Below are 26,832 nucleotides of genomic sequence, written 5' to 3' on the forward strand. Positions count from 1 at the left end.
GCATCTGCTGGTCTCGTTTGCGAACCGGGCGGAAGGCGCAGATGCCGTTCCTCCGCCCGGTCTATAGGTGGCTTCAGCCCTTCAGGACTTCAACCAGCGTCTTGCCCAACCGGGCCGGAGACGGCGACACCTTGATGCCTGCCGATTCCATCGCCGCGATCTTCGATTCCGCGTCACCCTTGCCGCCTGATACCACGGCGCCGGCATGGCCCATGGTACGGCCCTTCGGCGCCGTACGGCCGGCGATGAAGCCAGCCATCGGCTTCTTGCGGCCCTTCTTGGCTTCGTCCTTGAGGAACTGAGCCGCGTCTTCTTCAGCAGAGCCGCCGATTTCGCCGATCATGATGATCGAGGTCGTGGCTTCGTCGGCCAGGAACATCTCGAGCACGTCGATGAACTCGGTGCCCTTGACCGGGTCGCCGCCGATGCCGACGGCCGTCGTCTGGCCGAGACCTTCGTTGGAGGTCTGGAAGACGGCTTCATAGGTCAGCGTGCCCGAGCGGGACACGATGCCGACTGAGCCCTTGCGGAAGATCGAGCCCGGCATGATGCCGATCTTGCACTCTTCCGGCGTCATGATGCCCGGGCAGTTCGGCCCAAGCAGTCGCGACTTGGAGCGGTCGAGGCGAGCCTTGACGCGCACCATGTCCATGACCGGGATGCCTTCGGTGATGCAGGTGATGAACGGGATCTCGGCGTCGATCGCTTCGATGATCGCGTCGGCAGCGCCGGCCGGCGGAACGTAGATGACCGATGCGTTGGCGCCGGTCTTTTCCTTGCCTTCGGCGACGGTCGCGAAGATCGGCAGGCTTTCGCCCTTCGCGCCGGTCCAGGTTTCGCCGCCCTTCTTCGGGTGGATACCGCCGACCATCTGGGTGCCGTAGTAAGCGAGCGCCTGTTCGGTGTGGAACGTGCCGGTCTTGCCGGTCAGACCCTGAACGAGGACCTTGGTGTCTTTATTGACGAGAATAGACATTCTTTCCGATCCCTCAAAATTAGCCGTTGATCGCCGCGACGATCTTCTTGGCCGCATCGTCCAAGTCGTCAGCCGCCGTGATCGCGAGACCCGACTCGTTCAGGATCTTCTTGCCGAGCTCGACATTGGTGCCTTCAAGGCGCACGACAAGCGGAACCTTGAGGCCGACTTCCTTGACCGCGGCAATGACGCCCTCGGCGATGACGTCGCACTTCATGATGCCGCCGAAGATGTTGACGAGAATGCCTTCGACCTTGGGGTCTGCGGTGATGATCTTGAACGCCGCAGCGACCTTCTCCTTGCCGGCGCCGCCGCCGACGTCGCAGAAGTTGGCCGGCTCCTTGCCGTAGAGCTTGATGATGTCCATCGTCGCCATGGCGAGGCCCGCGCCGTTGACCATGCAGCCGATATTGCCGTCGAGCGCAACATAGGCGAGGTCCCACTTGGAAGCCTCGATTTCCTTGGCGTCTTCTTCGGTCTCGTCGCGCAGCGCCCGGACGTCGTCGTGACGGAAGAGCGCATTGCCGTCGAACGACATCTTGGCGTCGAGGACGCGCAGATGGCCATTCTTCATGACGATCAGCGGGTTGATTTCCAGAAGGGACATGTCCTTCTCGTTGAAGGCCTTGTAGAGCAGCGGGAAGAGCGACTTGGCGTCTTCTGCGGCAGCGCCTTCGAGCTTGAGAGCGGCGGAGATCTTGGCGACGTCGGCAGCCGTCACGCCGGCTTCTGGATCGATGGCGATGGTCTGGATCTTCTCGGGCGTATCGTGGGCGACAGCTTCAATGTCCATGCCGCCTTCGGTGGAGACGACGAAGGCGACCTTACCGACCGAGCGGTCGACCAGCAGCGAGCAGTAGAGTTCGCGTTCGATGTCGGCGCCGTCTTCGATATAAAGGCGATTGACCTGCTTGCCGGCTACGCCGGTCTGCGCAGTCACCAGCGTGTTGCCGAGCATCTCCTTGACGTTGGCAACGACGTCTTCGATCGACTTGGCGAGACGTACGCCGCCTTTGGCTTCCGGCGACAGTTCCTTGAACTTGCCCTTGCCGCGGCCGCCCGCATGGATCTGGCTCTTGACCACGTAAAGCGGGCCGGGAAGCGACTTGGCGGCCGCCTCGGCCTCTTCAACCTTGAGAATTGCCACACCTTCGGCAACCGGTGCGCCATAGCCCTTCAGCAGAGTCTTGGCCTGATATTCATGAATGTTCATGGGTCTATCCCTGTTTCGATTACTTCAGCGCCGATTACTTCAGGGCAGGCGCGATGTTGATGCAGGCTTCGCAAAGACCGGCGACGGCGCCGACGGACTTGTCGAAGGCTTCCTTCTCGGTCTTGTTGAGGTCGATCTCGATGACGCGCTCGACGCCGCCGGCGCCGATGACGGTGGGAACGCCGACATACATATCCTTGACGCCGTACTGGCCGGTCAGATGGGCCGCGCAAGGCAGGACGCGCTTCTTGTCCTTGAGGTAGGATTCGGCCATTTCGATCGCCGAGGCAGCCGGTGCATAATAGGCCGAACCGGTCTTCAGCAGGCCGACGATCTCGGCGCCGCCGTCACGGGTGCGCTGGATGATCTCTTCGAGGCGCTCCTTGGTGACCCAGCCCATGGTGACGAGGTCGGTGAGCGGAATGCCGCCGACCGTCGAGTAGCGGGCGAGCGGCACCATCGTGTCGCCGTGGCCACCGAGCACGAAGGCCGTCACGTCCTGAACGGAGACGTTGAATTCCTTGGCGAGGAAGAGACGGAAGCGCGAGGAGTCGAGAACGCCGGCCATGCCGACGACCTTGTTGGCCGGAAGGCCGGAAAACTTCTGCAGCGCCCAGACCATGGCGTCGAGGGGGTTGGTGATGCAGATGACGAAGGCGTTCGGGGCATACTTCTTGATGCCGGCACCGACCTGCTCCATGACCTTGAGGTTGATGCCGAGAAGGTCGTCGCGGCTCATGCCGGGCTTGCGCGGAACGCCGGCGGTGACGATGCAGACATCGGCGCCTTCGATCGCCGAATAGTCGCTGGCGCCGGTCAGATTGGCATCGAAGCCTTCGACCGGGGAGGACTGTGCGATATCGAGGCCCTTGCCCTGGGGAATGCCGTCGGCGATGTCGAAGAGGACGATGTCGCCCAGCTCCTTCAGGCCGGCGAGATGCGCCAGCGTGCCACCAATCATGCCAGAACCAATGAGTGCGATCTTGTTACGCGCCATTTCGCTGTTTCCTTTGCGATCAAATTCGTCGAACGACGCTTGAAGGCACCGCCCAATGACGCACTCGCATAGACCCAAAGGCTAAAAATGGCAATCTATTAATTTTGATGCAGCATTTTCAATCGTTTAGATACTAAAATTCTTACGTAAACGTAAGATATTTTGTCACTGGATCGTTACTCTGCGGCGCGTTTCTCATGGTGCAGCGCAAGATATTCCGCGCTCCGCATCTCAAACAGGCGCGAGGCCGTGCGATCGAATTCAAAGCCCTCGGCGCCCCGCCGATGGACGAGCAGGTTCTCCGGCAACGCCGCCGCGGATATGTAAAGCCGCACGGCATGATCGTAGAGCGTATCGACCAGAATGATGAAACGCTTGATCTGGTTCCGCTTCTCCGGCCCGAGCAAGGGAACGTGATCGAGGAAGACCATATCGAAGCGTTTGGCGATGGCCAGGAAGTCGGCGGCCCCGAGCGGCTTGTCGCAGAGATCGGCGAAAGAGAAGCGCGCCATCCGGTCGGCGGCAAGCGGCACGTGGATGGATCGCCCCTTCATCGGGATGTCGAGCGGCTGCGCCTTGCGCCCATGCAGCGCCTGCGTCCAGGATGCCTCCATCGCCATGTCGTTATGTTCGTTGATCGGAACGAGATAGACCGGCTGGCTGTTCAGCTTCTCCATCCGGTAATCGGTCGGCGAATCCAGTGTGACGACATCGACATGCTGTTTCAGCAGAGCGAGGAAGGGTAGGAACAGGCCGCGATTGAGCCCATCCTTGTAGAGATTGTCCGGTTCGACATTCGAGGTCGCGATCAGCACGCATCCCCGCGAAAAGAGCTCGGAAAACAGCCGCGACAGGATCATCGCGTCGGCAATGTCGGTGACGGTGAACTCATCGAAGCAGAGCAATTCCGCTTCCTCGTAAAGCGCTGCGGCCACCGGCGGCATCGGATCGGCCTGCTTCGTCTCACCGTTCTTGAGCTTCAGCCGGTGGGCGGCGATGCGATTGTGCACATCCGCCATGAATTCGTGGAAATGCGCCCGGCGCTTCTTCTTGCACGGCGCCATCGAGAAGAACATGTCCATCAGCATGGTCTTGCCGCGTCCGACACTGCCGTGGATATAGAGCCCCTTGATGCCGCCTGCGGCTTTCTTCTTCGAGGCGAACAGCCAACCGAGCGCGCTCGATTTCGCCGCCGGTCGTTGCTGTTTCAACCCAGCGAGCACCCGATCCAGGCTTTTGGCCACATCCATCTGGGCGGAATCGACCTGCAAAACACCGGAAAGCGTCAGCGATTTAAGCTGTTCGCAGACGCTGAGCGCATAATCTGGCATTGGCTGCATAAGGGCATGTCCGCCTGTCGGTCATCGGCGGGGCGCCGCCGGATCGTTTACCGCGCCGGTTGGATTACCGCGCCGGTAATTACCGGCTGAGGCTGATCGGTTGACCGGTATTCGTCTGGCCCTGGAAGCGGTTATCGGCCGTCTTGTAGACGCTGCCGATCTGGTTGCCCGAACGGTCCTTGAGCAGCACCTGCTTGCCTGCGACTTCCCAGGAGCCCATCGCCGTCAGCTCGCCGACGCAGCCGCGCGTGCCGCCGCGCGATCCGCTGCCGAGATTGGTGAGTGTCAGGAACATGTCGCAGCTGCCGTTGACGCGCCAGCTTCCGACCATCGATTCCTTGGTGACGTCGAGCGCATTCGCAGCCATGGCGCCGGACTGTGCCCCAGGCATCGGTGCCGTCGCCGTCGGCGCGGCCGGAAACTGCGAGCTGCCGGTCGGCGGCGGAAGCTGGCCGCCCTGGACGGAGGGGACAGGCTGCGCCGTCAACGGCGCCGGCCCGGCGTTCGAGTTGGAGCTGTAATCATATGCCGTACGCTGACAACCGGCTAGCGCGAGAGCCACCACCAGACCTGTCATCGCATATCGCAACTGCATCATCATACTCCTGAATTCGGCTATCGCCGCAAAGAACGGGCGTGAGACAAGTTCGATTATCGTAATTCGCTTTGGTTAATCAAGTCGGGTTGCAGAAATTGCCCGTGACAACACCTAACCGAAAAACGATACAGTTCAACTGCCCTGCTGCAAAACTTCCTGCACATAGAATTTGTCAGCAAGGTGTTGCGCACGCTCATCTCTGCCAGGATTTCTGCCAAACTCCCGCCATGTCTCTGCATAGCGCTCGAACGAGCTTCGCAGGAATAACCGCACCGGCTTCGCCGTGGTCTTGAAAATGTTGCCGCATAAGCCCGACATAATTTGCTGCAACCTTCCCGGCACCATGATGATCGGGAGACGGAAAGCCCCAGGCGCGTTTGCCGCTTTCGATCGCCAAACCGATGCGTGATCTCCGCGACGGCTCCGGGATCGAAGCCGTCCAGTCGAGTGGCATGCATACCAATCAGACCCGGCGCTCGACCATCATCTTCTTGATTTCGGCGATTGCCTTGGCCGGGTTGAGGCCCTTCGGGCAGGTCTGCGCGCAGTTCATGATCGTGTGGCAGCGGTAGAGGCGGAACGGATCCTCGAGGTTGTCGAGACGTTCGCCGGTCGCCTCGTCTCTGGAATCGATCAGCCAGCGATAGGCCTGCAGCAGAACGGCCGGACCGAGATAACGGTCGCCGTTCCACCAGTAGCTCGGACAGGAGGTCGAGCAGCAGGCGCAGAGGATGCATTCATAAAGACCGTCGAGCTTCTGCCGGTCCTCATGGCTTTGCTTCCATTCCTTGGCCGGCGTCGGCGACACCGTCTTCAGCCAGGGCTCGATTGAGCGATGCTGGGCGTAGAAGTTGCTGAGATCGGGCACCAGATCCTTGACGACAGGCAGATGCGGCAGCGGATAGATCTTCACCGCGCCCGTGATATCGTCGAGGCCCTTGGTGCAGGCAAGCGTGTTGGTGCCGTCGATGTTCATCGCGCAGGAACCGCAGATCCCTTCGCGACAGGAGCGGCGCAGCGTCAGCGTCGGGTCGATCTTGTTCTTGATGTAGAGCAAACCGTCGAGCACCATCGGGCCGCAATCGTCGACATCGATGTAGAAGGTGTCGATCGACGGATTCTGGCCGTCGTCCGGGCTCCAGCGGTAGACGCGGAATTCGCGCGTGTTGGTCGCACCGGCCGGCTTCGGCCAGACCTTGCCTTCGCGCATCTGGGAATTTTTGGGGAGAGCGAGTTCAACCATGCCAGGTTCCTCTTGATATCAGTAGACGCGCGCCTTCGGCTCGATCTTGTGCGGATCGATGCCTTCGGCGATCAGCTCGGTGTGAACAGGCCGGTAGTCGAGTTTCACCTCACCTGCCTCGCTCACCCAGGCGAGCGTATGCTTGCGCCAGTTGACGTCGTCGCGGCCGGAGAATGCGCCCTCGGTGTAATCCTCGCGGGCGTGCGAACCGCGGCTCTCCTTGCGGGCCTCGGCGCCGTAGATCGTCGTGATGGCGTTTGCCATCAGGTTCTGCAGCTCGAGCGTTTCCACGAGATCGGAGTTCCAGACCATCGACCGGTCGGTGACCTTGATGTCCTTCATTTCGCCCCAGATCGCCGAAATACGCCGGCAACCGGATTCCAGCGATTCCTGCGTGCGGAAGACGGCGGCGTCTTCCTGCATGGCGCGCTGCATCTTCTCGCGCAGCACAGCCGTCGGCGTGCCGCCGCTGGCGTGACGCAGGCCGTCGAAGCGGTCCATGATCTTGTCGCAGGCGGCCACGTTGAGATGCGGGATCGGCTCCGCGCGGTCGATCACCTCGCCGGCGCGGATCGCGGCGGCGCGGCCGAAGACCACGAGGTCGATCAGCGAGTTGGAGCCGAGGCGGTTGGCGCCGTGCACGGAGGCACAGCCGGCTTCACCCACAGCCATCAGGCCGGGGATGATCCGCTCCGGATTGGCGGCGTCGGCGTTCAGCACTTCGCCCCAGTAATTGGTGGGAATGCCGCCCATATTGTAATGCACGGTCGGCAGAACCGGGATCGGTTCGCGCGTGACGTCGACGCCGGCGAAGATCTTGGCGCTTTCGGAAATCCCTGGCAGCCGTTCGTGCAGAACCGCCGGATCGAGATGGTCGAGATGCAGGAAGATGTGGTCCTTGTTCCTGCCGACGCCGAGGCCTTCGCGGATCTCCAGCGTCATGCAGCGCGAGACGACATCGCGCGAGGCAAGATCCTTGGCCGAAGGTGCATAACGCTCCATGAAGCGCTCACCCTCGGAGTTGACGAGGTAACCGCCTTCGCCGCGCGCACCTTCGGTGATCAGACAGCCCGAACCGTAGATGCCGGTCGGGTGGAACTGCACGAATTCCATGTCCTGAAGCGGCAGGCCGGCGCGTGCCACCATGCCGCCGCCGTCACCGGTGCAGGTATGGGCCGAGGTCGCCGAGAAATAGGCGCGGCCGTAGCCGCCGGTCGCCAGCACCACCATCTTTGCAGCGAAGCGATGGATCGTACCGTCATCGAGGCACCAGGCGACGACACCGGTGCAGCGGCTGCCGTCCTCAGACATGATCAGATCGAGCGCGAAATATTCGATGAAGAATTCGGCGTTGTTGCGCAGTGACTGGCCGTAGAGCGTATGCAGGATGGCATGGCCGGTACGGTCGGCAACGGCGCAGGTGCGCTGCACCGGCGGACCCTCGCCGTAATTCTGCATGTGGCCGCCGAACGGGCGCTGGTAGATCTTGCCTTCCTCGTTGCGCGAGAACGGCACGCCGTAATGCTCGAGCTCATAGACCGCCTTCGGCGCTTCCATGGTGAGATACTGCATGGCGTCAACGTCGCCGAGCCAGTCGGAACCCTTGACGGTGTCATAGAGATGCCACTGCCAGCTGTCCGGCGTCATGTTGCGCAGCGAGGCGGCGATGCCGCCCTGGGCCGCAACGGTATGCGAGCGGGTCGGGAACACCTTGGTGATGCAGGCGGTGCGGAAACCCTGCTCGGCCATGCCGAGCGTCGCGCGCAAGCCCGCGCCGCCGGCGCCGACGACGATCACGTCATAGGAGTGGTCGACATATTTGTAGGCCTTGCCGTTCTGGGCGGGTGAAGTCGGTGCCATGTCGAGCTTATCCTACGAATGCGATTTTCAGAATGGCGAAGAGACAGAGGCTGGCGATCACGATCGCAAAGAACGTGTTCAGCATCAGCAGAGCGATCTTGCCGAATTCGGCATGCACGTAATCCTCGATGATCACCTGCATGCCGAGCTTCATATGGATGACGCCCGATATCACCATCAATCCCATGACGACAGCGACAAAGGGGTTCGACAGGGCGCGAACCACATCCGCATAGGGCGCGCCGGCATAGGTGATCATGAAGATGACGAAGAAGAGGATCAACGGAATATTGGAGACGGCGGTCAGCCGCTGACGCCAGAAGTGACTTGTGCCTTCCTTGGCGGAGCCGAGCCCGCGAACCTTGCCGAGGGGGGTGCGCATATCCATGAGAGGACCTTCAGAAGCGAATGAGGAAGCCGATCGCCCAGACCAGCACGGTCAGACAGAGCGATCCGATGACGTTGGCGATGGCGAGCTTGGTCGAGACTTCCTTCTCGAAGCCGTAACCGAGATCCCACATGAGGTGGCGGAAACCGCCGAGCATGTGGTGCAGCAGTGCCCAGGTGTAGCCGAGCAGTACGAGCTTGCCGAGAAGGCTGCCGAGCACCCAGTTGGCCCAGTCGTAAGAGCTCTGGCCACTTGCCGCCGCAATCAGCCACCAGGCGACGAGCAGCGTGCCGACGTAGAGCGCACCACCGGTGATGCGGTGGACGATCGACATGACCATGGTGGGAATAAGTTTATAGACTTGCAAATGCGGCGACAGGGGCCGGTTATTTGTCACGTTCGCCATCAGAACCTCGCGGCGGCTTCTCTGCGCTCCCGGATTTCGGAGCATGCTCAGTCAACCACACGAATGACAAAATTCTCTGTGTGCGTTGCATCAATTGCGACGTTTACTCACCGGAAAGCCCGACGACAAGCACAATCGCCGTCAGCTTTTAATTTAATCGATTCGGGTTACCGCGAAGTTTGCGGGCGGGAGCAATTCCAGAAAAGCTGCGAAGAGATTTTCCGCCCGGAATTGCGTAAGAACAAAAGGTTAGAGCGGTTCTGCGCTTCGGCGAAAAGCTGAACCGCGCCCACGAAACTGGTCTTTTCGGCTCAATATTTATGCCGTTCTTCCCAGCCGCATGGACAAGCCACGGCTTTTGGCGCAATCTGGGCATTAACGATTTGTTAACGATCGGGAATTCCGGAGGCTGGCATCCATGTTTCGTAGTCTGTCTGCAGTCGCCCTGCTTGCGCTCGCCGCGCTTGTCGCCTTGCCTGCCGCCGCCGGCGAGCGCCGTTTCGATCATCGCTTCGGCGATCATCGTTTCCTTGGCCACCGCCACGCCTTGCACAACGGCTTGCTTCTCGGACAACGTCTCGGCTGGCGCGATCGCGGCATCCGTTTCGACAATGCCTATATTCGCCGACACGACAGGGGGCGGATGCCGTTCCTGAAACAGTTTTCGTCCCCCGCGACAAATCGTGTCGCCCGCAGCAGCCTGGTCATCTTCGCGCCCCAGCCGCCGGGTGGCGACAGCGGCGACACTTATGCCGGCTCCTATGCCTATCACATCGATGGCGGGACTTATGTCGGCGGCAGTGGCTACGGGTATTATCCGGCCGCACGGCTCGCGCCCCAGGCGCCAAAAGCGAAGGTCATCGACGTCGCCGTCCAGGACGATCCCTGCAGCTACGAGGCCAATGTCTGCGTGATCCGGCCTTAAGATCTTAAGCCGAAGCGCCAGACCGTCGTCTTCTTGATTTCGCTGTCCTCAAGCGCCCGCGTCACCGGTACCTGATAGGCCGCACAGAATTCCAGTTGTTCCCGTGGCAGATAGCTTCTCCCGGGATCGCCGACCAGAACCAATATGCCTTGCCCCGTCAGCCTCGTCAGCCAGGGAACGAGCGCTTCGGCGAAGGCACGGTCATAGAAGACGTCGCCGGCAAGCACGATATCGGCGTCGATATCCTGTCCGATCAGGTCGGCGCCGGTAAATCCGAGAAGAATGCCGTTGGCCTTGGCGTTCAGCCGGATCGCCGTCTCCGCCCAGGGATCGATATCGGCGGCCGTCACCTCACGCGCACCGGCCATCATCGCGGCAATGCCGACGAGGCCGGAGCCGCTGGCAAAATCCAGCACACGCTTGCCGCGCACCATCTCCGGGTGATCAAGGATGTAGCGCGCCAGTCCCTGCCCGCCCGCCCAGGCAAAAGCCCAGAAAGGCGGCGGCAGGCCGATCGCTTCCAGCTCCTCCTCCGTCTTCAGCCAGAGCTCATGCGCCTCGCTGGCAAGATGCAGCGAAATCTCCGGCACATGCGGCGGCGCCATCAGACTGGTATTGGCGCGGATGAAGGCTTCCGGATCGGTCTTCAACGCGGCGGATTGTCGAGCCCGCCCATGCGGCAGACTTCGGCCCATTCGTCATCGGTCACCGGCTGCACGGAAAGGCGCATGGAGGTGACGAGCGACATCTTGGCGAGCTTCGGGTTCGCCTTGACGTCCTTCAACGTCACCGGCTTCGGCATGTCCATGACGGCGCGGATATCGACGCAATCCCACTTCGGGTCGCCCTTGGCGGTGGAGTCGGGATGCGACAGCGCTGCGACTTCGACGATGCCGACGATCTCCAGCCCGTCATTAGAATGGTAGAAGAACCCTTTGTCGCCGATCTGCATCGCCCGCATGTTGTTGCGCGCCAGATAGTTGCGCACGCCGGTCCATTCCGTGCCCTTTTCGCCTGCGGCCTTTTGCTGCTCCCAGGACCAGGAGGCAGGTTCGGATTTATAGAGCCAATGCGCCATGCTCACGCCTCCGGCTTGTTGAAGACCCAGTTGAAGGGCTTGATATCGACGCTTTCGAACAAACCGGCCATGGCGTAAGGATCGGCATCGGCGAGCGCCTTTGCCTCTTGTGCCGTCTCCGCCTTGACAAGCACCAGACTGCCGCAGGCTTTGCCCTCGTCGTCAAGGAAAGGGCCGGCCATGGAGAGCTTGCCTTCGGCATTGAGCTTGTCGAGATAGGCAAGATGCGTCGGCCGCGTCTCTATGCGGACGTTCAGATGTCCCGGCTTGTCCTTGCAGAGCAGGGCGAAAAGCATGTCTATTCTCCTATTCGGTGGTGATTGGACGCGTCATCAACTGCTCGATGGCGTCCGATATATCGAGCCTGCCGTCGATGATGGCGGAAACGGCATCGGTGATCGGCATGCTGATCGAAAGCTCCGCGGCAAGCCGGGAGGCGACGGAAGCGGCAAACGCACCCTCCACCAGCGCGCCGTGCGCGGGATCGGTCTTTTCGCCGCGCCCGAGCGCAATGCCGAAACGCAGGTTCCGCGATTGATGGCTCGTCGCCGTCAGCACCAGATCGCCGAGACCGGAAAGTCCGCGCACCGTATCGGCCTGACCGCCTTTGGCCACGATGAAACGCGACATTTCCGCGAGACCACGGGCAATCAATGCCGCACGGGCGGATTCACCGATGCCGCGGCCTTCGACGATGCCGCAGGCGATCGCCAGTACATTCTTGAGCGCGCCGCCGAGCTGCACGCCGATGCGATCGGTGGAGGCATAGAGCCGGAAGGTCCGCCCGGAGATCGCCTGAGCGAGCCGCTCGGCCGTCTCCATGTCATCAGCCGCGATCGCCATCGCCGTCGGCAGTCCTTTGGCGATATCGGCGGCAAATCCCGGACCGGAGAGAACCGCAACCGGATGGTCCGGCAGTTCCCGCTCCAGCATGTCGGTCAAAAGATTGCCCGTCGTCCGCTCGATGCCCTTGGCGCAGGTGACGACAACGGCATCCTTCGACATATAGGGACCATATTGCCGCGCCGCATCGGCCTGCGCCTGCGAGGGCATCGCAAAAAGCACGATCGAGGCGTCGGCGACCGCCTCCGCCTCGGCGGAGAATTCGAGCGATTCCGGCAGGACAATGCCGGGCAGCACGGCATCATGCAGCCGTTCGCTCTTCAGATCGGCCATCAGCGATGGCTTGCGTCCGACGAGCGTCACGGCGCTGCGGCCGGCAAGGGCGATGACGGCGGCAAGTGCCGTCCCGAAAGCGCCCGATCCGATGACGACGATCTTTTCGCTCATGCCTTGGCTCCTCTCTTGCCAAAGCCGATCAGCCTTTCCGCATTGGCATCGAGCGGCCAGCGCGAACGCGGCTGCACGTCGAGTGTATCAGGCGCTACGCCCGTCGCCATGCGCTCGAGCCCCGCCCAGGCGATCATCACCGCATTGTCGGTGCAGAGGCTGAGCGGCGGCGCAATGAAGCGGAAGCCGTTCTTGTCGCAGAGCGCCTGCAGCGTCGCGCGCAGTTCGAGATTGGCGGCGACACCGCCGGCAACGACCAGCGCCGGCTTCTCGCCGGTCGTCGGGAACTCCTTCTTGAACCGCTGCAGGCCGCGGCCGATGCGGTCCTTCAGCGTGCGCGAAATCGCCCGCTGGAACGAGGCGCAAATATCCGCCACGTCCTGATCGCTGAGCGGCGCGATCTCCTGCGCCGCCTGTCGCACCGCCGTCTTCAGACCGGAAAAGGAGAAATCGAGCCGCGCCTCGCCGACGAGCGGGCGCGGAAAATCGAAGCGATCGGCATTGCCGTCGCGCGCCATCCGCTCCACCGCCGGACCGCCGGGATAAGGCAGGCCGAGCAGCTTTGCCGTCTTGTCGAAAGCTTCGCCGAGCGCATCGTCGATCGTCGTGCCCCAACGTTCATACTGTCCGACACCGCGCACCAGGATCAGCTGGGTATGGCCGCCGGAGACCAGCAGCACCAGATAGGGAAAGGAGAGCCCGTCGGTCAGCCGCGCCGTCAGCGCATGGCCCTCGAGATGGTTGACCGCGTAGAGCGGTTTGCCGGCGGCCCTGGCGATCGCCTTGCCGGTCATCAATCCCACAAGCAGTCCGCCGATCAGGCCCGGCCCTGAAGTGGCGGCGATGGCGTCGACATCATCAAGCGACACATTGGCGCGCTTCAACGCCTGCTCGATCAGCTCGTCCAGCGCCTCGACATGGGCGCGCGCGGCGATCTCCGGCACCACGCCGCCATAGGCGCTGTGCTCGTCGAGCTGGGAAAGCACGACATCCGACAGGACGTTGCAATGCCCCTCCGCATCGCGCTCGACGACGGCTGCGGCGGTTTCGTCGCAGCTTGTTTCGATGCCGAGGATGCGCAGAAAGGGAACCATGTGGCCTGTTCATTCATTGCGATGGAACGGAAACCCGTTTACGAGAATTCCGGTAACAACGGAACAGAGCGGATGCAAACAAAACCTTTCCGGATCGGCACGCGGGGCAGCCCGTTGGCGCTTGCCCAGGCGCATGAGGCCCGCGACAGGCTGATGGCGGCGCACAACCTGCCTGAAGAGATGTTCGAGATCGTCGTGCTGACCACCAGGGGCGACCGCATCACCGATCGGTCGCTGGCCGAGATCGGCGGCAAGGGTCTCTTCACCGAGGAGCTCGAACAGAAGCTTGTGTCAGGCGCGCTGGATTTTGCCGTGCACTCCGCCAAGGACATGCCGACGCATCTGCCGGACGGCCTTCACCTGTCTGCCTATCTGCCGCGCGAGGATATCCGCGACGCCGTCGTCGGCCGCACCGCGCGCAAGCTCATTGACCTGCCGCATGGCGCCACCGTCGGCTCTTCGTCGCTGCGCCGCCAGGCGCTGATCCGCCGCATGCGGCCCGACATCAACGTCATCACCTTCCGCGGCCTCGTCGAAACCCGCCTGCGCAAGCTCGAAGAAGGGCAGGTGGATGCGACCCTGCTGGCGCTGGCCGGCCTGAAACGCCTCGGCAAGGTCGAGGTGATCACCGATATCCTCGACCCCGACACCTTCCCACCGGCGCCGGCGCAGGGGGCGATCTGCATCGAAAGCCGCGTCGGCGACACAAAAATCGATGACCTGCTGGCGGCGGTCAACGATGCCGCGACCTTCGACACTGTCTCCTGCGAGCGCGCCTTCCTCGCTGCTCTCGACGGCTCCTGCCGCACACCGATCGCCGGCTATGCCGTCTGCGAGGGCGACCTGATTCGATTCTCCGGCCTGATCCTCACGCCCGACGGCCGCAGCCAGCATGCGGTGACGACCGACGGCCACCGCCGCGATGCGGCCGCACTCGGCACCCGCGCCGGCCAGGACGTGCGCGCAAGAGCCGGCAGTACCTTCTTCGACGACTGGCACTGAAGCGGCCATGCGTGTGCTCGTCACCCGCCCCGCGCATTCAGCGACAAGAACAGCACAACGTCTGCGCGATATGGGCCACGAGCCGCTGCTGCTGCCGCTGCGCCGGCCACGGCACGACAGTGCCGCAGCTGCAGGCGCACTCGAAGCCACCAGCGGCGCGATCGCGGTGACCAGCGCCGAAGCCGTCAGGGTCGTGTCCGCGCTCGGCGAGAAACTTCGTCCGCATCTTCTCCGTCCGCTGTTTGCGGTCGGCGAGATGACCGCGCAAGAGGCGCGCCGCCTCGGTTTCCGCTCGGTCGCCGCGTCCGCAGGCAACGGCCGCGATCTCGCCGATCTCGTCGCCGCACAGACAACAGAAGAGTTACTCTACCTCGCCGGCATGCCGCGCGCCGAAACGTTCGAAACAAGATTGCGCCAACTCGGGATCTGCTTTTCGGTCGCCGAATGCTATCGCATGACGCCGGTTGCTCCGAGCCCGACTGAGATCGAAGCTCTCTTTTCCGGCGGCCGCCCTGACGCCGTTCTCTTCTATTCCCGGCAGACGGTGGAAGATTTTTTTCACCTGGCGGAGCTGCGATCAGCCCTGTCGGAACACCGCGAAATCCGCCTTCTCTGCCTGAGCGAAGCAGTGGCGCAGGCCATTCCGATGTCCCTGAAAAAAACCGTGGCGATTTCGTCCATGCCGGATGAGCAAAGTCTTTTGTCGCTGCTTTGAATGCTTTAGCCGCCCAAATTTGATCTAACCTCTTCCCTTAATTGGCATCACTGTCTAGTTTCGTTGCAATGCAGGATAAAGAGGACCTCATGGTATCGGGAAACCCGCCACGCCATTCGAAGAGCGCCGATGAGCCGGTCACGATCGACCTCGATGCACAGGACTTCGCCTCCGAAGCCGATACCGAAAAGCCGGTGAACAATGATTCCGGCGACGCCGATAGCCCCCCTGCGGATCTCGGTCCGCCGCCCGAAACCGAAGCGGCGTCGCAGCCTGAACCTGAAAACAAGCCCGAATCGGAGCCGGAGGAGGAAGAGGAGACGCCGGCAGCCGCCGAACCGTCCTCCACGCCCCCTGCCGAACAGCCCGCTCCGCGGGGCGCCGGCACCTCCGGTCTTATCGCCGCCGGCATTTTCGGCGGCCTCGTGGCGCTGCTTGGTGCAGGCGTCATTCAATATGCCGGTTACCTCCCCGGTTCCTCCGCACCTGAGACCTCCTCGCCCGAGATCGCCGATCTCTCCGGCGAAATCGACGGCTTGAAACAGACCGTCGCCAACCTTGCCGCCAATCCCGCAGGCGCGGGCGACGGCGCGCTTGAGACGCGGGTCGCCGCGTTGGAAACGGCTGCGAAGAACCCCGCGGCGGCGCCGTCGGCCGATCCTGCAAATGTCGAGGCGCTCAACCAGAAGATTGCAGAGCTGAGCAGTCAGGTCGACCAGTTGCGCTCGACACTTGCGCAGTCCTCCGACCAGCAGACGAGCAGCGCCGCCGATATCGACAAGCGCCTCGCCGAGGCCGAAAAGAAACTCAACGAGCCGCGCGAGGATGTTGCCGTCGCGCGGGCGATCGCGGCAGCCGCGCTGAAGGCAGCGATCGATCGTGGCGGGCCGTTCCTGGCCGAACTCGACACCTTCGCCGGCGTCGCGCCCGACGATCCTGCCGTCACCGACCTGCGTGGCTTTGCCGAGACAGGCGTTCCCTCGCGCGCCGAACTGATGCGCCAGGTTCCCGACGTTGCGACCACAATCGTCGAAACCGTCAACCAGCCGGACCCGAACCAGAGCTGGTCGGACCGGCTGATGGCGAGCGCGAAATCGCTGGTCAAGGTCCGTCCGGTCGGCAATATCGAAGGTGAGAGCGTCGAAGCGATCGCCGCCCGCCTGGAGGACAAGGTGAAGAACGGCGATCTGCCCGGAGCTTCCGCCGAATGGAACGCTCTACCGGCCCCCGGCAAGCAGGCGTCCGCCGCCTTCAAACAGTCTCTGGAGGCGCGCATCCGTGTCGAGGAGCTGGTTGGCGGGGCGCTGTCGAAAGCGGTTTCCGGCACAGGCAAGGAAGGATAAGACCATGCTGATCCGTCTTGTCGTCTTCGCCCTCTTCGTGTTGGCTCTCGCCTACGGCTTCTCCTGGTTCGCCGATCGTCCCGGCGACATCTCGCTGATCTGGGAGGGCCAGATCTACCAGACCAAGCTGATCGTCGCCGTCAGCGCGATCATCGCCCTCATCGCCGCCGTGATGATCGCCTGGTGGTTCGTTCGCCTGGTCTGGACTTCGCCGCATTCGGTGACCCGCTATTTCCGTGCCCGCAAGCGCGACCGCGGCTATCAGGCACTGTCGACCGGCCTGATCGCCGCCGGCGCAGGCAATGCATTACTCGCCCGCAAGATGGCCGCTCGCTCGCGCGGCCTCATCCGCGCCGATCAGGAGCCGCTGATCAACCTGCTAGAGGCTCAGGCCGCGCTGATCGAGGGCCGCCATGACGAAGCGCGCGCCAAATTCGAGGCCATGGCCAATGACCCGGAAACACGGGAGCTTGGCCTGCGCGGCCTCTATCTCGAAGCCCGCCGCCTCGGAGCCAACGAGGCCGCCCGCCAATATGCCGAAAAGGCCGCCGACAATGCCCCTTATCTGCCCTGGGCCGCCCAGGCGACTCTCGAATATCGCAGCCAGGCCGGCCGTTGGGACGATGCGATCCGTCTGCTCGAGCAACAGAAGGCCGCCCGCGTCGTCGAAAAACCCGAGGCCAACCGCCTGCACGCCGTGCTCCTGACGGCACGCGCCGCCGAGAAGCTGGAAGGCAACCCGGCCGGCGCCCGCGACGACGCCCTGCAGGCGCTGAAGTTCGCCGCCGATTTCGTTCCGGCCGCTCTCATTGCCGCAAAGGCACTGTTCCGCGAAGGCGGTCTGCGCAAGGCCGCTTCGATCCTCGAACAGGTGTGGAAATCGGCGCCTCATCCCGAGATTGGCCAGACCTATGTCAGAGCCCGCAGCGGCGATTCCACGCTCGACCGGCTGAAGCGCGCCGAGCGGCTGGAAACGATGCGCCCGAACAATGTCGAATCTCTTCTCATCGTCGCCCAGGCGGCGCTCGACGCGCAGGAATTCGCCAAGGCGCGCGCCAAGGCGGAAGCGGCGGCGCGTATTGAGCCGCGTGAAGCCGCCTTCCTGCTCCTGGCCGACATCGAGGAAGCCGAGTCCGGCGACCAGGGCCGCGTGCGCCACTGGCTGGCCCAGGCACTGAAAGCCCCGCGCGATCCCGCCTGGGTGGCCGATGGTTTCGTCTCCGACAAATGGCTGCCGGTGTCGCCGGTCACGGGTCGTCTCGACGCCTTCGAATGGAAGGCGCCCTTCGGTCAGATCGAGGGGCCGCTCGAAGACGGGTCGGCGCCCGCCTCGATCGAAAACGCCCTGAAGACCCTGCCGCCGCTGCGTGACGTCAAGCCGGAAAGCCCGGTCAACGATCACCGCATCATTGAGCTGGAACGCGCCGCGACGATCGCCGAGGCCGTGCGCCCGGCACCGGCACCGGCAAAGCCGAAACCCGTCGAATCCACCGCCAGCGACAAAGCGCCAGCACCGAACGAAGCAAAGCCCTTTTTCGGCGGACTGCCGGATGATCCCGGCGTTCGCGATCCCAGGACGGAACCGGAACCCAAGACACGGCTTCGCCTTTTCTGACACGGAACGAAACCCGCATGTTCGAACGCTTTCAGGCATTCTTCCAGAAGCTCACCGCCGACCGCCCGAAGAAAGGCTTTGCTCCCGATGACCCGCGCATCGCAGTGGCAGCGCTGTGCATGCAGGTCATGGAGGCCGACGGTCAGATCAAGGCCAGTGAAAAGAAGCGGCTGCGCAAGCTCTTGAAGGAGCAGTATTCGCTCGACAGCAAGCAGCTCGATGCTTTGATGGCCGCCGGCCTCGAAGCCGAAAGCACCGCCGTCGACTACTATCGCTTCACCGCCGACCTGAAACGCCATCTCGATACCGAGCAACGGCTGGAGCTGATCGGCATTCTCTGGGACATCGTTTACGCCGATGGCGAGCGCAGCGAGATGGAAGACCATGTCATCTGGCGTATCGCCGATCTGCTCGGGGTCTCCTCACGCGAACGCATCCAGAAGCGGCAGGAGGCGGCCGCCAGGGTCACGGATATCCAGGTTGCGCAAGATGATGCCGACTGAGCAAAATCCGGACCGCGACCGGCGCCCGATCCTTATCGTCCTGCATCAGGAGCGGTCCAGTGCCGGCCGTGTCGGGCAATTGCTGGTCGAAAAAGGCTACTGCCTCGACATCCGTCGCCCGGTCCTCGGCGATCCGCTTCCGACGACGCTCGCAGATCATGCCGGCGCCGTCGTCTTCGGCGGACCGATGAGCGCCAACGATCCGGATGACTTCATCAAGAAGGAGATCGACTGGATCGAGGTCCCGCTACGGGAAAAACGCCCTTTTCTCGGCATCTGCCTCGGTGCCCAGATGCTAGTGCGTCATCTCGGCGGCAAGGTGCAGCCGAATGCCGACGGCTCGACGGAGATCGGCTGGTACCCGCTGCACCCGACCGAGAAGGGCCGCCTGCTGATGCACTGGCCGAAGATGGTCTATCATTTTCACCGCGAAGGTTTCGAGCTGCCACACGGCGCCGATCTGCTCGCCGAAGGCGATGCCTACCCGAACCAGGCCTTCCATTACGACGGCAACGCCTGGGGCCTGCAGTTCCATGCCGAGCTCACCCGGGTGATGATGCATCGCTGGGTCGTGCACGGCGCGCACCGCTTCATTCTGCCGAACGCCCAGCAGGGCCGCGAACACCTCGAAGGCCGCATGCTGTTCGACGCGCCGCTGAGAGCCTGGCTGACAGAATTCCTCGATCTCGTCTTTGAGGGAAAGTCGGCGAAGGCGAGACCGTCTATTACTCTGCACGCATAATTCCGTTTAGCGGTCAGGCAGGCGCGTCGAGCGTGTCGATCCGGCGCAGCTTCGGGAAACTGGAAGCCCAGATCGCCGCAACCGCCAGAGTTCCGATCCCGCCGATGATGACTGCCGGCACAGCACCGAAGACCGATGCCATCGTGCCCGCCCTGAACTCTCCAAGTTCGTTCGAAGCGCCGACAAAGACCATGTTGACCGCATTGACCCGGCCGCGGAGCTGATCCGGCGTCCAGAGCGCGATCAGGCTCTCGCGCACATAGACCGACACCATATCGGCCGCGCCCATCAGCGCAAGGGCTGCGATCGAAATTTCGGTATTGGTCGAGGCGCCGAAGATGATGGTGCCGACACCGAACAGGGCAACGCCGATGAACATGTAGAGGCCGGCGCGGTGTTTCAGCGGGTAGGCGGCGAGGAAGATCGCCATGACGATAGCCCCAAGGCCCGGTGCTGCGCGCAGCAATCCAAGGCCCCAGGGGCCAAGCGTCAGAATATCGCGGGCGAAGATCGGCATCAGCGCAGTGGCGCCGCCGAGCAGAACGGCGAAGAGATCGAGCGAGATCGCGCCGAGCACCACTTTTTCCGCACGGATGAAACTGAAGCCGCCGAGAATCATCGCCCAGCTCTTGGCCTCACCCGTCGTCTTCTGTTCCGGCTTCGGGATCATGAAGAGAAGAGCCGCCCCGAGGATGGAAAAGATGACCGCCACCGTATAGGCGGTCGTCGCGCTGACCCCGTAGAGCAGGCCGCCGATAACAGGCCCGGTGATCGCCGCTAGCTGCCAGGACGATGAATTCCAGGCGATCGCATTGGAAAGGGCGTGCTCGGGCACGAGATTGGGTGCGAGAGACTGCACTGCCGGCGACATGAAGGCACGCTCGATCCCGAAAATAAGGAGCACCGCAAAGACCGGCCAGGGCGCGAAGGTCTCCGTCGCCGTCATGATCAGCAGCGCCAGCGTGCAGAGCGCGCTTACCAGCGAGCAAAGAGCGGCGATGGCCCGGCGATTGTGCCGATCGGCGACCGAACCGGTGACGAGGATGAGCAGCAGCGACGGCAGGAACTGCACGAGACCGATCAGGCCGAGATAGATCGCCTTGCCGGTCTGGTCGTACATCTGCCAGCCGACGGCGACGCTGACGATCTGCTGCGAAAAGGAAAGCAGAAAGCGCGCGAAGAAGAAGCGCGTGTAGGACGAATGCCGAAACGCGGCGAAACGGTCTCCGGTGGGCGAAAACGACATGGGCCTTGTCCGAGGAAGCGGGCGCCGGAATGGCTGCGAGGCCGCCCGTTAAACATGATCTGCCATGCGTTTCGACACGGCACTTGCCCGTTTAGTCGCCAATGTCTACATGTCTGTCAACAACCAATTGGAGACGACGATGTTTGCCTTGTTTCAAACCATTGATTTGGTTTTGAATATTTACACCTGGATACTGATTGCCAGTGCCGTTTTCTCCTGGCTCTATGCGTTTAACGTCATCAATTCCAGCAACCAGTTCGTCAATTCGGTCGGCATGTTCCTCTACAATGTCACCGAACCCGCGCTGAAGCCGATCCGCCGTCTGCTGCCGAATCTCGGCGGCATCGATATTTCGCCGATCATCCTGCTGGTGATCATCTTCTTCCTGCGTACCTTCCTTTGGACCACGCTATACCCGCTGGTCGCTTGAGCCCTCCCTGGAGATTTTCCGGCGATCACTTGCGCCTGGCCGTTCGGCTGACGCCGAATGGCGGGCGTGACGCGATCGATGGCATCGAGGAGGATGGCGACGGCGAGACCCTGTTGAAGGCGCGCGTCACATCAGTGCCCGAGAAGGGCAAGGCCAACAAGGCGCTGATCCTGCTGATCGCCCGGTCGCTGCGCATTCCGAAATCCAGCATCAGCCTCGTCTCCGGCGAGACGGCGCGCAAAAAAATCCTCCGGATCGAGGGCGACCCGGAGGATTTGGTAAAAAAGCTCGAAGCGCTATTAGGCTGAGGGGTCAGCCCTTCGCCTTCTTGGCCCGCTCGACGGCTTCGATGATGAGCTGGCCGGCTTCCTTGGAATCGCCCCAGCCGAAGATCTTCACCCACTTGCCGGGCTCCAGATCCTTGTAGTGTTCGAAGAAATGCTCGATCTGCTTCAGCGTGATCTCCGGAAGATCGGTAAAGTCCTTCACCTTCTCATAGCGCAGCGTCAGCTTCGGCGACGGCACGGCGATGATCTTCTCGTCCTTGCCGGAATTGTCTTCCATCTTCAGGACGCCGATTGGACGGACGTTGATGACGCAGCCCGGAACCAGCGGCCGGGTGCTGGCGATCAGCACGTCGATCGGGTCGCCATCTTCAGACAGCGTGTGCGGTACGAAACCGTAATTGCCCGGATAGGTCATCGGCGTGTAGAGGAAACGATCGACGACCAGCGTGCCGGCCTCCTTGTCCATTTCATACTTGATCGGATGACCGCCAACAGGAACCTCGACGATAACGTTGACGTCTTCAGGTGGATTATTACCGATTGAAATGGCGTCGATGCGCATAGGATACTCCCGCGGGGTTGAATTGCTCGAAGCCTGATAATCAGTTTCATCTCGCAACGCAACACGGCAGATCACCGATGCGTGATGACACCGGCGTGATGCCGCAAAAACTTTAGAGGAGAGGCATGCGACGCTCGAGCAGGCCGATCAGTTCCAGATGAAACCGATCTTCTTCAACTGCTTGTGGTCGAAATTTTCCATGCCTTCGCAGAAATCGGTCCCGCCGTGATGGCGGTAGAAGCGGCTGGCGGCCTCGTTTTCTTCAAGGCACCAGACGACCAGCCCGTTGCAGCCGAGCGACTTCAACAGTCGGCGCGCCTCGCCGAACAGCATGTGGCCGAGACCGATGCCCTGATATTCGGGGCGAAGATAAAGCTCGTAGATTTCGCCTTCCTGCGGCAGGGCGCGGGCACGATTGAGACCGAGCGTCGCATAGCCGGCGACCGTCCCCGCGACATCGAGAACCAGCAATGTCGCGGGTCCGCGTGTTGCCTTGCGCCACCAGTTTTCGCCGCGCCGCTCGATCATCTGCGTCAGCGCGCGATGCGGAATGATGCCCGCATAGGTGTGTTGCCAGGCGAGCCTGTGCGTTTCCGAAATGGCTCGGGCATCGTGCGGTTCGGCCCGCCGGACATCGATCGACAACGTCTTCATAACGTTTACTCTGGTCCTGCCGCGGGCAATTAACCATATGCGGCGAGCGCATCGTGATCGATTGCCCACAGACTTGATATGTGGACGACGGATAAAATTTAACGCTTTTTTAACGATTGTCACAAGTCGGAATCAGCGCAGCGCACAATAAAAAACCCCGGCTCGAAGGCCGGGGTTTGAAAGCGGTAATGACTGAGCTCTTAGAGGGCCGCCTTGGTCTTTTCGAACCGCTTGCGGTCGTTGGCGTCGAGATACATCTTGCGCAGGCGAATGGACTTCGGCGTGACCTCGACCAGTTCGTCTTCCTGGATCCAGGAGAGAGCGCGCTCCAGGGTCATACGGATCGGCGGGGTCAGCTTGACGGCTTCGTCCTTGCCGGCGGCGCGGATGTTGGTCAGCTTCTTGCCCTTCAGCACGTTAACCTCAAGGTCGTTATCGCGCGTATGGATGCCGATGATCATGCCCATATAGACCTTTTCGCCGGCGTCGATGATCATCGGGCCGCGGTCTTCCAGGTTGAACAGGGCGTAGGCCACGGCTTCACCGGCTTCGTTGGCGAGCAGCACGCCGTTGACGCGGCCGCCGATCTCACCCTTGTAGGGCTGGTAGCTGTGGAACAGGCGGTTCATGATCGCCGTGCCGCGCGTATCCGTCAGCAGTTCCGACTGGTAGCCGATCAGGCCGCGAGTGGGCGCATAGAACACCAGACGGACGCGATTGCCGCCCGACGGACGAAGCTCGACCATCTCGGCCTTGCGCTCGGACATCTTCTGGACGACGACACCGGAATGTTCTTCATCGACGTCGATCAGGACTTCTTCGATCGGCTCAAGCAGCTGGCCGCTCTCATCCTTGTGCATGACGACGCGCGGACGCGAAACGGCAAGCTCGAAGCCTTCGCGGCGCATGTTTTCGATCAGAACGGCGAGCTGAAGTTCGCCACGGCCGGAGACGAAGAACGAGTCCTTGTCGGCGCTTTCCTCGATCTTGAGGGCAACGTTGCCTTCGGCTTCCTTGAACAGCCGGTCGCGGATGACGCGGCTCGTCACCTTGTCGCCTTCGGTGCCGGCAAGCGGCGAGTCGTTGACGATGAAGGACATGGTGACGGTCGGCGGGTCGATCGGCTGCGCCTTCAGGGCTTCCGTGACCGACGGATCGCAGAATGTATCGGCGACGGTGCCCTTGGAGAGGCCGGCGATCGCGACGATGTCGCCCGCATGCGCCTCTTCGATCGGCTGGCGCTCGATGCCGCGGAAGGCGAGGATCTTGGAAATGCGGCCCTGTTCGATCAGCTTGCCGTCCTGGCCGAGAACCTTGACGGCCTGGTTCGGCTTGATCGAACCGGAAGCGATGCGGCCGGTGATGATGCGGCCGAGGAAGTTGTTGGCCTCGAGGATCGTGCCGATCATGCGGAACGGACCTTCCTCGACCTTCGGCTCGGGCACGTGCTTGACGACGAGGTCGAGCAGCGGCGCCAGGCCTTCGTCGGTCGGGCCTGCCGGATCGTAGTTCATCCAGCCGGCGCGGCCGGAACCGTAGAGGATCGGGAAGTCGAGCTGCTCGTCGGTCGCATCGAGCGCGGCGAAAAGGTCGAACACTTCGTTGACCACTTCGTCGGCGCGGGCGTCGGGACGGTCGATCTTGTTGATGGCGACGATCGGGCGCAGGCCGACCTTGAGGGCCTTGCCGACGACAAACTTGGTCTGCGGCATCGGGCCTTCGGCGGCATCCACGAGAACGATCGCGCCGTCCACCATCGACAGGATGCGCTCGACTTCACCGCCGAAGTCGGCGTGGCCGGGCGTGTCGACGATGTTGATGCGGGTGTCTTTCCATTCGATCGAGGTCGCCTTGGCGAGAATGGTGATGCCGCGCTCTTTTTCGATGTCGTTGGAGTCCATCACGCGTTCCATGACGCGCTGGTTCTCGCGGAACGAGCCGGACTGTTTCAGAAGCTCGTCAACAAGAGTGGTCTTGCCATGGTCAACGTGCGCGATGATCGCGATGTTGCGAAGTGCCATATGTCATAATCTCTGAGGCTGGGGCGCTACGCCTAGTGGACGCGCCATTTACGTTTGGCGCGCTCTTACCGTTTTTTTCGCGATTGCGAAAGGGGGTCGCGCGCGAAAGCTGCGGCATGGCTTTCACCATGCCGCTTTGCTTGATGTCATCAAACTGTCTTAAGCGTCGCTGCCTGTCAATTCCTCGAAGGTCGCAAGTCCCTTCTTGACGAGCATCGCATCCGGCCTCGGCAGCTTGCCGCGGAAGCCCTTATAGGCATCCTCCGGATCGACCGAGCCGCCGGTGGAATAGATATTTTCCTTGAGCTTTTTCGCCATCTCGCCGTTGAAGGCGTCGCCCGTCTCCTCGAAGGCGGCAAAGGCGTCGGCGTCAAGCACCTCGGACCACATGTAGGAATAATAGCCGGCCGAATAGCCGCCGGAGAAGACGTGCTGGAAGTGCGGTGTGGCGTGGCGCATGACGATCGATTTCGGCATGCCGATCTCGGCCAGCACCTCCGCCTGCACCGCCATCGGGTCGTCGACGGCCTGTCGCGTATGAAACGCCATGTCGACAAGCGCCGACGAGGTGAACTCGACCGTATTGAAGCCGGCATTGAAGGTGCGGGCCGCCAGCACCTTGTCGAGCAGCACCTGCGGCATCGGCTCGCCCGTCTCGAAATGCACGGCATATTTCTTGAGGATGGCGGGGACCGTCAGCCAATGCTCGTACAGCTGCGAGGGCAGCTCGACGAAATCGCGCGAGACGCCGGTGCCGGAGACCGAGGGATAGGTGACGTTTGAAAGCATGCCGTGCAGCGCATGGCCGAATTCATGGAACAGCGTGCGGGCGTCGTCGAGCGACAGCAGCGCCGGCTTGCCTTCGGCGGGTTTGGCGAAATTGCAGACATTGTAGATGATCGGCAACTCGCCGCGGCGGCCGTTCTTCAGTTGCAGCTTGTGCTGCGATTGCAGCGAGCTCATCCAGGCGCCTGAGCGTTTCGAGCTCCGGGCGAAATAGTCGCCGAGGAAGAGGGCGACCAGCCTGTCGTCCCGATCCCTGATTTCGAACACCCTGACGTCGGGGTGATAGGCCGCGACACCCTTCTTCTCGACCGCGCGGATGCCGAACAGCCGGCCGGCCACGTCGAAGCAGGCGTCGATGATTTTTTCGAGCTGCAGATAAGGCTTGAGCTCGGCCTCGGAAAAATCGAACTTCCGGGCTCGGATCTTTTCGGCGTAGTGGCGCCAGTCCCAGGGCATTACCTCATGATTCCGGCCCTCCTCGGCGATCAGCGTCGCGATGTCGACCTCTTCCTCGCCGGCGCGTTTCACCGCCCGCGCCCAGACGGCTTTCAACAGGCCGTTCACCGCATCTGCCGTCTTCGCCATCGTGTTGTCGAGTTTCAGCTCGGCGAAATTGGCGTAGCCGAGAAGCTTCGCCACCTGATGGCGCAGCGCCAGCGTTTCCTTGATGACGGCGCGGTTGTCGGTTTCCCCGCCGTTTGCCCCACGCGCCACCCAAGCCTTGAACGCCTGCTCGCGCAGATCGCGGCGCTCCGAAAAGGTCAGGAATGGCTCGATGATCGAGCGCGACAGCGTCACCGCATATTTGCTCTCCTCGCCGCGTTCGCGCGCCGCCGCCGCCATCGCGTCGCGCAGGAATTCCGGCAGCCCGTCGAGTTCCGCGCCCTCGGAAAGGATGAGCGCCCAGGCCTTCTCATCGGCCAGCACGTTCTGACCGAACTGTGTTCCGAGGCCCGCGAGTTTTTCATTGATCGCCGCAAGTTTCTCCTGCTCGGGTTTTTCGAGCTTGGCGCCGGATTTGACAAAACCCTTCCAATGGCGTTCCAGCACCCGCGTCTGCTCCAGCGTCAGCCCCAGGCTCTCGCGCGTCTCCCAAAGCGCATCGATGCGGGAAAAGAGCGCGGCGTTCATCCCGATCTTTGAATAGTGGCGTGACATCTTCGGCGAGATCTCACGCTCCAGCGCCTGGATGACTTCGTTGGTATGTGCGCCCGCCTTGTTCCAGAACAGCGCCGAAACGCGCGAGAGCGCATCGCCGGCAATCTCCAGCGCCACCACAGTATTGTCGAAGGTCGGCGCATCGCTGTTTCCGGCAATCTCGTCGATCTCCTGTTCATGCGCGGCGAGTGCGGCGTCGAAAGCGGCGGAAAAATCGCCGTCATCGACGGCATCGAACCGCGGCAGGCCGTGGAGAGCGTCCCAGTTGACGAGCGCCGGATTGAAATCATGGGGAGAAGCCATCGGAGAATTCCTTTTGGTATGCGAACGGATGGTCAATATAGGAGAGCCATCACGGAA

Annotated in this window: 28 protein-coding genes; 9 read left to right on the plus strand and 19 right to left on the minus strand. The window is 62.3% G+C overall.

Annotated features, from left to right (window positions below):
- Positions 1 to 73: 73 nt before the first annotated feature.
- The 9 genes from sucD to sdhC form a co-directional block, all read right to left on the minus strand.
- Complete coding sequence (sucD, locus tag AMK00_RS19990) at positions 74 to 976, minus strand: succinate--CoA ligase subunit alpha (protein ID WP_064805429.1); 903 nt, start codon at positions 974 to 976, stop codon at positions 74 to 76.
- A 19-nt stretch (positions 977 to 995) separates the two neighbouring features.
- Complete coding sequence (gene sucC / locus AMK00_RS19995; protein ID WP_064811505.1) at positions 996 to 2,189, minus strand: ADP-forming succinate--CoA ligase subunit beta; 1,194 nt, start codon at positions 2,187 to 2,189, stop codon at positions 996 to 998.
- 34 nt (positions 2,190 to 2,223) lie between these two features.
- Positions 2,224 to 3,186 carry a malate dehydrogenase gene (mdh, locus tag AMK00_RS20000; protein ID WP_010034465.1) on the minus strand — a complete coding sequence of 321 codons (963 nt, stop codon included), beginning with the start codon at positions 3,184 to 3,186 and terminating at the stop codon, positions 2,224 to 2,226.
- Between the two features lie 176 nt (positions 3,187 to 3,362).
- Entirely contained in the window at positions 3,363 to 4,526 is a 1,164-nt protein-coding gene (gene zapE / locus AMK00_RS20005; RefSeq protein WP_064811506.1) for a cell division protein ZapE, read from the minus strand.
- Positions 4,527 to 4,605: 79 nt separating this feature from the next.
- On the minus strand, positions 4,606 to 5,121 hold the full coding sequence (locus AMK00_RS20010) for a protease inhibitor Inh/omp19 family protein (RefSeq protein ID WP_064805435.1): 516 nt from the start codon (positions 5,119 to 5,121) through the stop codon (positions 4,606 to 4,608).
- A 466-nt stretch (positions 5,122 to 5,587) separates the two neighbouring features.
- A complete protein-coding gene (locus tag AMK00_RS20020; protein WP_011427088.1) occupies positions 5,588 to 6,367 on the minus strand; it encodes a succinate dehydrogenase iron-sulfur subunit in 780 nt (259 codons plus the stop codon).
- A gap of 18 nt (positions 6,368 to 6,385) precedes the next feature.
- The gene (gene sdhA / locus AMK00_RS20025; protein ID WP_064811507.1) at positions 6,386 to 8,227 is read right to left on the minus strand and encodes a succinate dehydrogenase flavoprotein subunit; all 1,842 of its coding nucleotides are present in this window, start codon (positions 8,225 to 8,227) and stop codon (positions 6,386 to 6,388) included.
- Between the two features lie 7 nt (positions 8,228 to 8,234).
- On the minus strand, positions 8,235 to 8,615 hold the full coding sequence (gene sdhD, locus AMK00_RS20030; RefSeq protein ID WP_064805439.1) for a succinate dehydrogenase, hydrophobic membrane anchor protein: 381 nt from the start codon (positions 8,613 to 8,615) through the stop codon (positions 8,235 to 8,237).
- Between the two features lie 10 nt (positions 8,616 to 8,625).
- Positions 8,626 to 9,021, minus strand: coding sequence for a succinate dehydrogenase, cytochrome b556 subunit (gene sdhC, locus AMK00_RS20035; protein ID WP_064811779.1), 396 nt, complete (start codon positions 9,019 to 9,021; stop codon positions 8,626 to 8,628).
- Between the two features lie 418 nt (positions 9,022 to 9,439).
- On the opposite strand from sdhC, the gene AMK00_RS20040 reads away from it, so the two are divergent.
- Positions 9,440 to 9,946, plus strand: a complete 507-nt coding sequence (locus tag AMK00_RS20040) for a hypothetical protein (RefSeq protein WP_064811508.1) — start codon at positions 9,440 to 9,442, stop codon at positions 9,944 to 9,946.
- Here AMK00_RS20040 and AMK00_RS20045 read toward each other — a convergent pair.
- The 5 genes from AMK00_RS20045 to tsaD are packed head-to-tail and all read right to left on the minus strand — an operon-like array spanning position 9,943 to position 13,408.
- Complete coding sequence (locus tag AMK00_RS20045) at positions 9,943 to 10,596, minus strand: class I SAM-dependent methyltransferase (RefSeq protein WP_064805444.1); 654 nt, start codon at positions 10,594 to 10,596, stop codon at positions 9,943 to 9,945. The genes AMK00_RS20040 and AMK00_RS20045 overlap by 4 nt on opposite strands.
- On the minus strand, positions 10,593 to 11,024 hold the full coding sequence (locus AMK00_RS20050) for an EVE domain-containing protein (RefSeq protein WP_064805446.1): 432 nt from the start codon (positions 11,022 to 11,024) through the stop codon (positions 10,593 to 10,595). The genes AMK00_RS20045 and AMK00_RS20050 overlap by 4 nt, the downstream gene beginning before the upstream one ends.
- A 2-nt stretch (positions 11,025 to 11,026) precedes the next feature.
- Positions 11,027 to 11,320 carry a YciI-like protein gene (locus AMK00_RS20055; RefSeq protein ID WP_064805448.1) on the minus strand — a complete coding sequence of 98 codons (294 nt, stop codon included), beginning with the start codon at positions 11,318 to 11,320 and terminating at the stop codon, positions 11,027 to 11,029.
- A 10-nt stretch (positions 11,321 to 11,330) separates the two neighbouring features.
- Complete coding sequence (locus AMK00_RS20060) at positions 11,331 to 12,314, minus strand: NAD(P)H-dependent glycerol-3-phosphate dehydrogenase (protein ID WP_064805450.1); 984 nt, start codon at positions 12,312 to 12,314, stop codon at positions 11,331 to 11,333.
- Positions 12,311 to 13,408: a tRNA (adenosine(37)-N6)-threonylcarbamoyltransferase complex transferase subunit TsaD gene (gene tsaD, locus AMK00_RS20065; RefSeq protein WP_064811509.1), complete on the minus strand. Its 1,098-nt coding sequence runs from the start codon at positions 13,406 to 13,408 to the stop codon at positions 12,311 to 12,313. Before tsaD ends, AMK00_RS20060 begins: the two co-directional genes overlap by 4 nt.
- 72 nt (positions 13,409 to 13,480) lie before the next feature.
- On the opposite strand from tsaD, the gene hemC reads away from it, so the two are divergent.
- The 6 genes from hemC (at position 13,481) to AMK00_RS20095 (ending at position 19,328) form a co-directional block, all read left to right on the plus strand.
- Positions 13,481 to 14,410: a hydroxymethylbilane synthase gene (gene hemC, locus AMK00_RS20070; protein ID WP_064811510.1), complete on the plus strand. Its 930-nt coding sequence runs from the start codon at positions 13,481 to 13,483 to the stop codon at positions 14,408 to 14,410.
- A gap of 7 nt (positions 14,411 to 14,417) precedes the next feature.
- On the plus strand, positions 14,418 to 15,125 hold the full coding sequence (locus AMK00_RS20075; protein WP_064811511.1) for a uroporphyrinogen-III synthase: 708 nt from the start codon (positions 14,418 to 14,420) through the stop codon (positions 15,123 to 15,125).
- A 68-nt stretch (positions 15,126 to 15,193) separates the two neighbouring features.
- Positions 15,194 to 16,468, plus strand: a complete 1,275-nt coding sequence (locus AMK00_RS20080) for a COG4223 family protein (RefSeq protein ID WP_189637616.1) — start codon at positions 15,194 to 15,196, stop codon at positions 16,466 to 16,468.
- A gap of 4 nt (positions 16,469 to 16,472) precedes the next feature.
- Positions 16,473 to 18,083 carry a heme biosynthesis protein HemY gene (locus tag AMK00_RS20085; protein WP_064811513.1) on the plus strand — a complete coding sequence of 537 codons (1,611 nt, stop codon included), beginning with the start codon at positions 16,473 to 16,475 and terminating at the stop codon, positions 18,081 to 18,083.
- Positions 18,084 to 18,100: 17 nt separating this feature from the next.
- The gene (locus tag AMK00_RS20090; protein WP_064811514.1) at positions 18,101 to 18,586 is read left to right on the plus strand and encodes a tellurite resistance TerB family protein; all 486 of its coding nucleotides are present in this window, start codon (positions 18,101 to 18,103) and stop codon (positions 18,584 to 18,586) included.
- Complete coding sequence (locus tag AMK00_RS20095) at positions 18,573 to 19,328, plus strand: glutamine amidotransferase (protein WP_064811780.1); 756 nt, start codon at positions 18,573 to 18,575, stop codon at positions 19,326 to 19,328. Before AMK00_RS20090 ends, AMK00_RS20095 begins: the two co-directional genes overlap by 14 nt.
- 13 nt (positions 19,329 to 19,341) lie before the next feature.
- Here the strand turns inward: AMK00_RS20095 and AMK00_RS20100 are convergent, their stop codons facing one another.
- Positions 19,342 to 20,574 (minus strand): MFS transporter, encoded by a 1,233-nt coding sequence (locus AMK00_RS20100; RefSeq protein ID WP_064805464.1) that lies wholly within the window; start codon positions 20,572 to 20,574, stop codon positions 19,342 to 19,344.
- Between the two features lie 139 nt (positions 20,575 to 20,713).
- Here AMK00_RS20100 and AMK00_RS20105 point away from each other — a divergent pair, with 139 nt between their 5' ends.
- Both AMK00_RS20105 and AMK00_RS20110 read left to right on the plus strand, forming a co-directional pair.
- Complete coding sequence (locus AMK00_RS20105) at positions 20,714 to 21,004, plus strand: YggT family protein (RefSeq protein WP_011427104.1); 291 nt, start codon at positions 20,714 to 20,716, stop codon at positions 21,002 to 21,004.
- Entirely contained in the window at positions 21,001 to 21,312 is a 312-nt protein-coding gene (locus AMK00_RS20110) for a DUF167 domain-containing protein (RefSeq protein ID WP_064811515.1), read from the plus strand. The genes AMK00_RS20105 and AMK00_RS20110 overlap by 4 nt, the downstream gene beginning before the upstream one ends.
- A gap of 4 nt (positions 21,313 to 21,316) precedes the next feature.
- Here the strand turns inward: AMK00_RS20110 and ppa are convergent, their stop codons facing one another.
- From ppa to AMK00_RS20130, 4 genes are all read right to left on the minus strand, one after another.
- Entirely contained in the window at positions 21,317 to 21,853 is a 537-nt protein-coding gene (ppa, locus tag AMK00_RS20115; RefSeq protein WP_064805467.1) for an inorganic diphosphatase, read from the minus strand.
- A gap of 147 nt (positions 21,854 to 22,000) precedes the next feature.
- Positions 22,001 to 22,507 (minus strand): GNAT family N-acetyltransferase, encoded by a 507-nt coding sequence (locus tag AMK00_RS20120; protein WP_011427107.1) that lies wholly within the window; start codon positions 22,505 to 22,507, stop codon positions 22,001 to 22,003.
- Between the two features lie 200 nt (positions 22,508 to 22,707).
- Positions 22,708 to 24,528, minus strand: coding sequence for a translational GTPase TypA (gene typA, locus AMK00_RS20125; RefSeq protein WP_064811516.1), 1,821 nt, complete (start codon positions 24,526 to 24,528; stop codon positions 22,708 to 22,710).
- Positions 24,529 to 24,687: 159 nt separating this feature from the next.
- Complete coding sequence (locus tag AMK00_RS20130) at positions 24,688 to 26,775, minus strand: M3 family metallopeptidase (RefSeq protein ID WP_064811517.1); 2,088 nt, start codon at positions 26,773 to 26,775, stop codon at positions 24,688 to 24,690.
- Between the last annotated feature and the right edge of the window lie 57 nt (positions 26,776 to 26,832).

This window comes from Rhizobium sp. N621, from assembly GCF_001664325.1.
GTDB classification, from domain to species: domain Bacteria; phylum Pseudomonadota; class Alphaproteobacteria; order Rhizobiales; family Rhizobiaceae; genus Rhizobium; species Rhizobium esperanzae.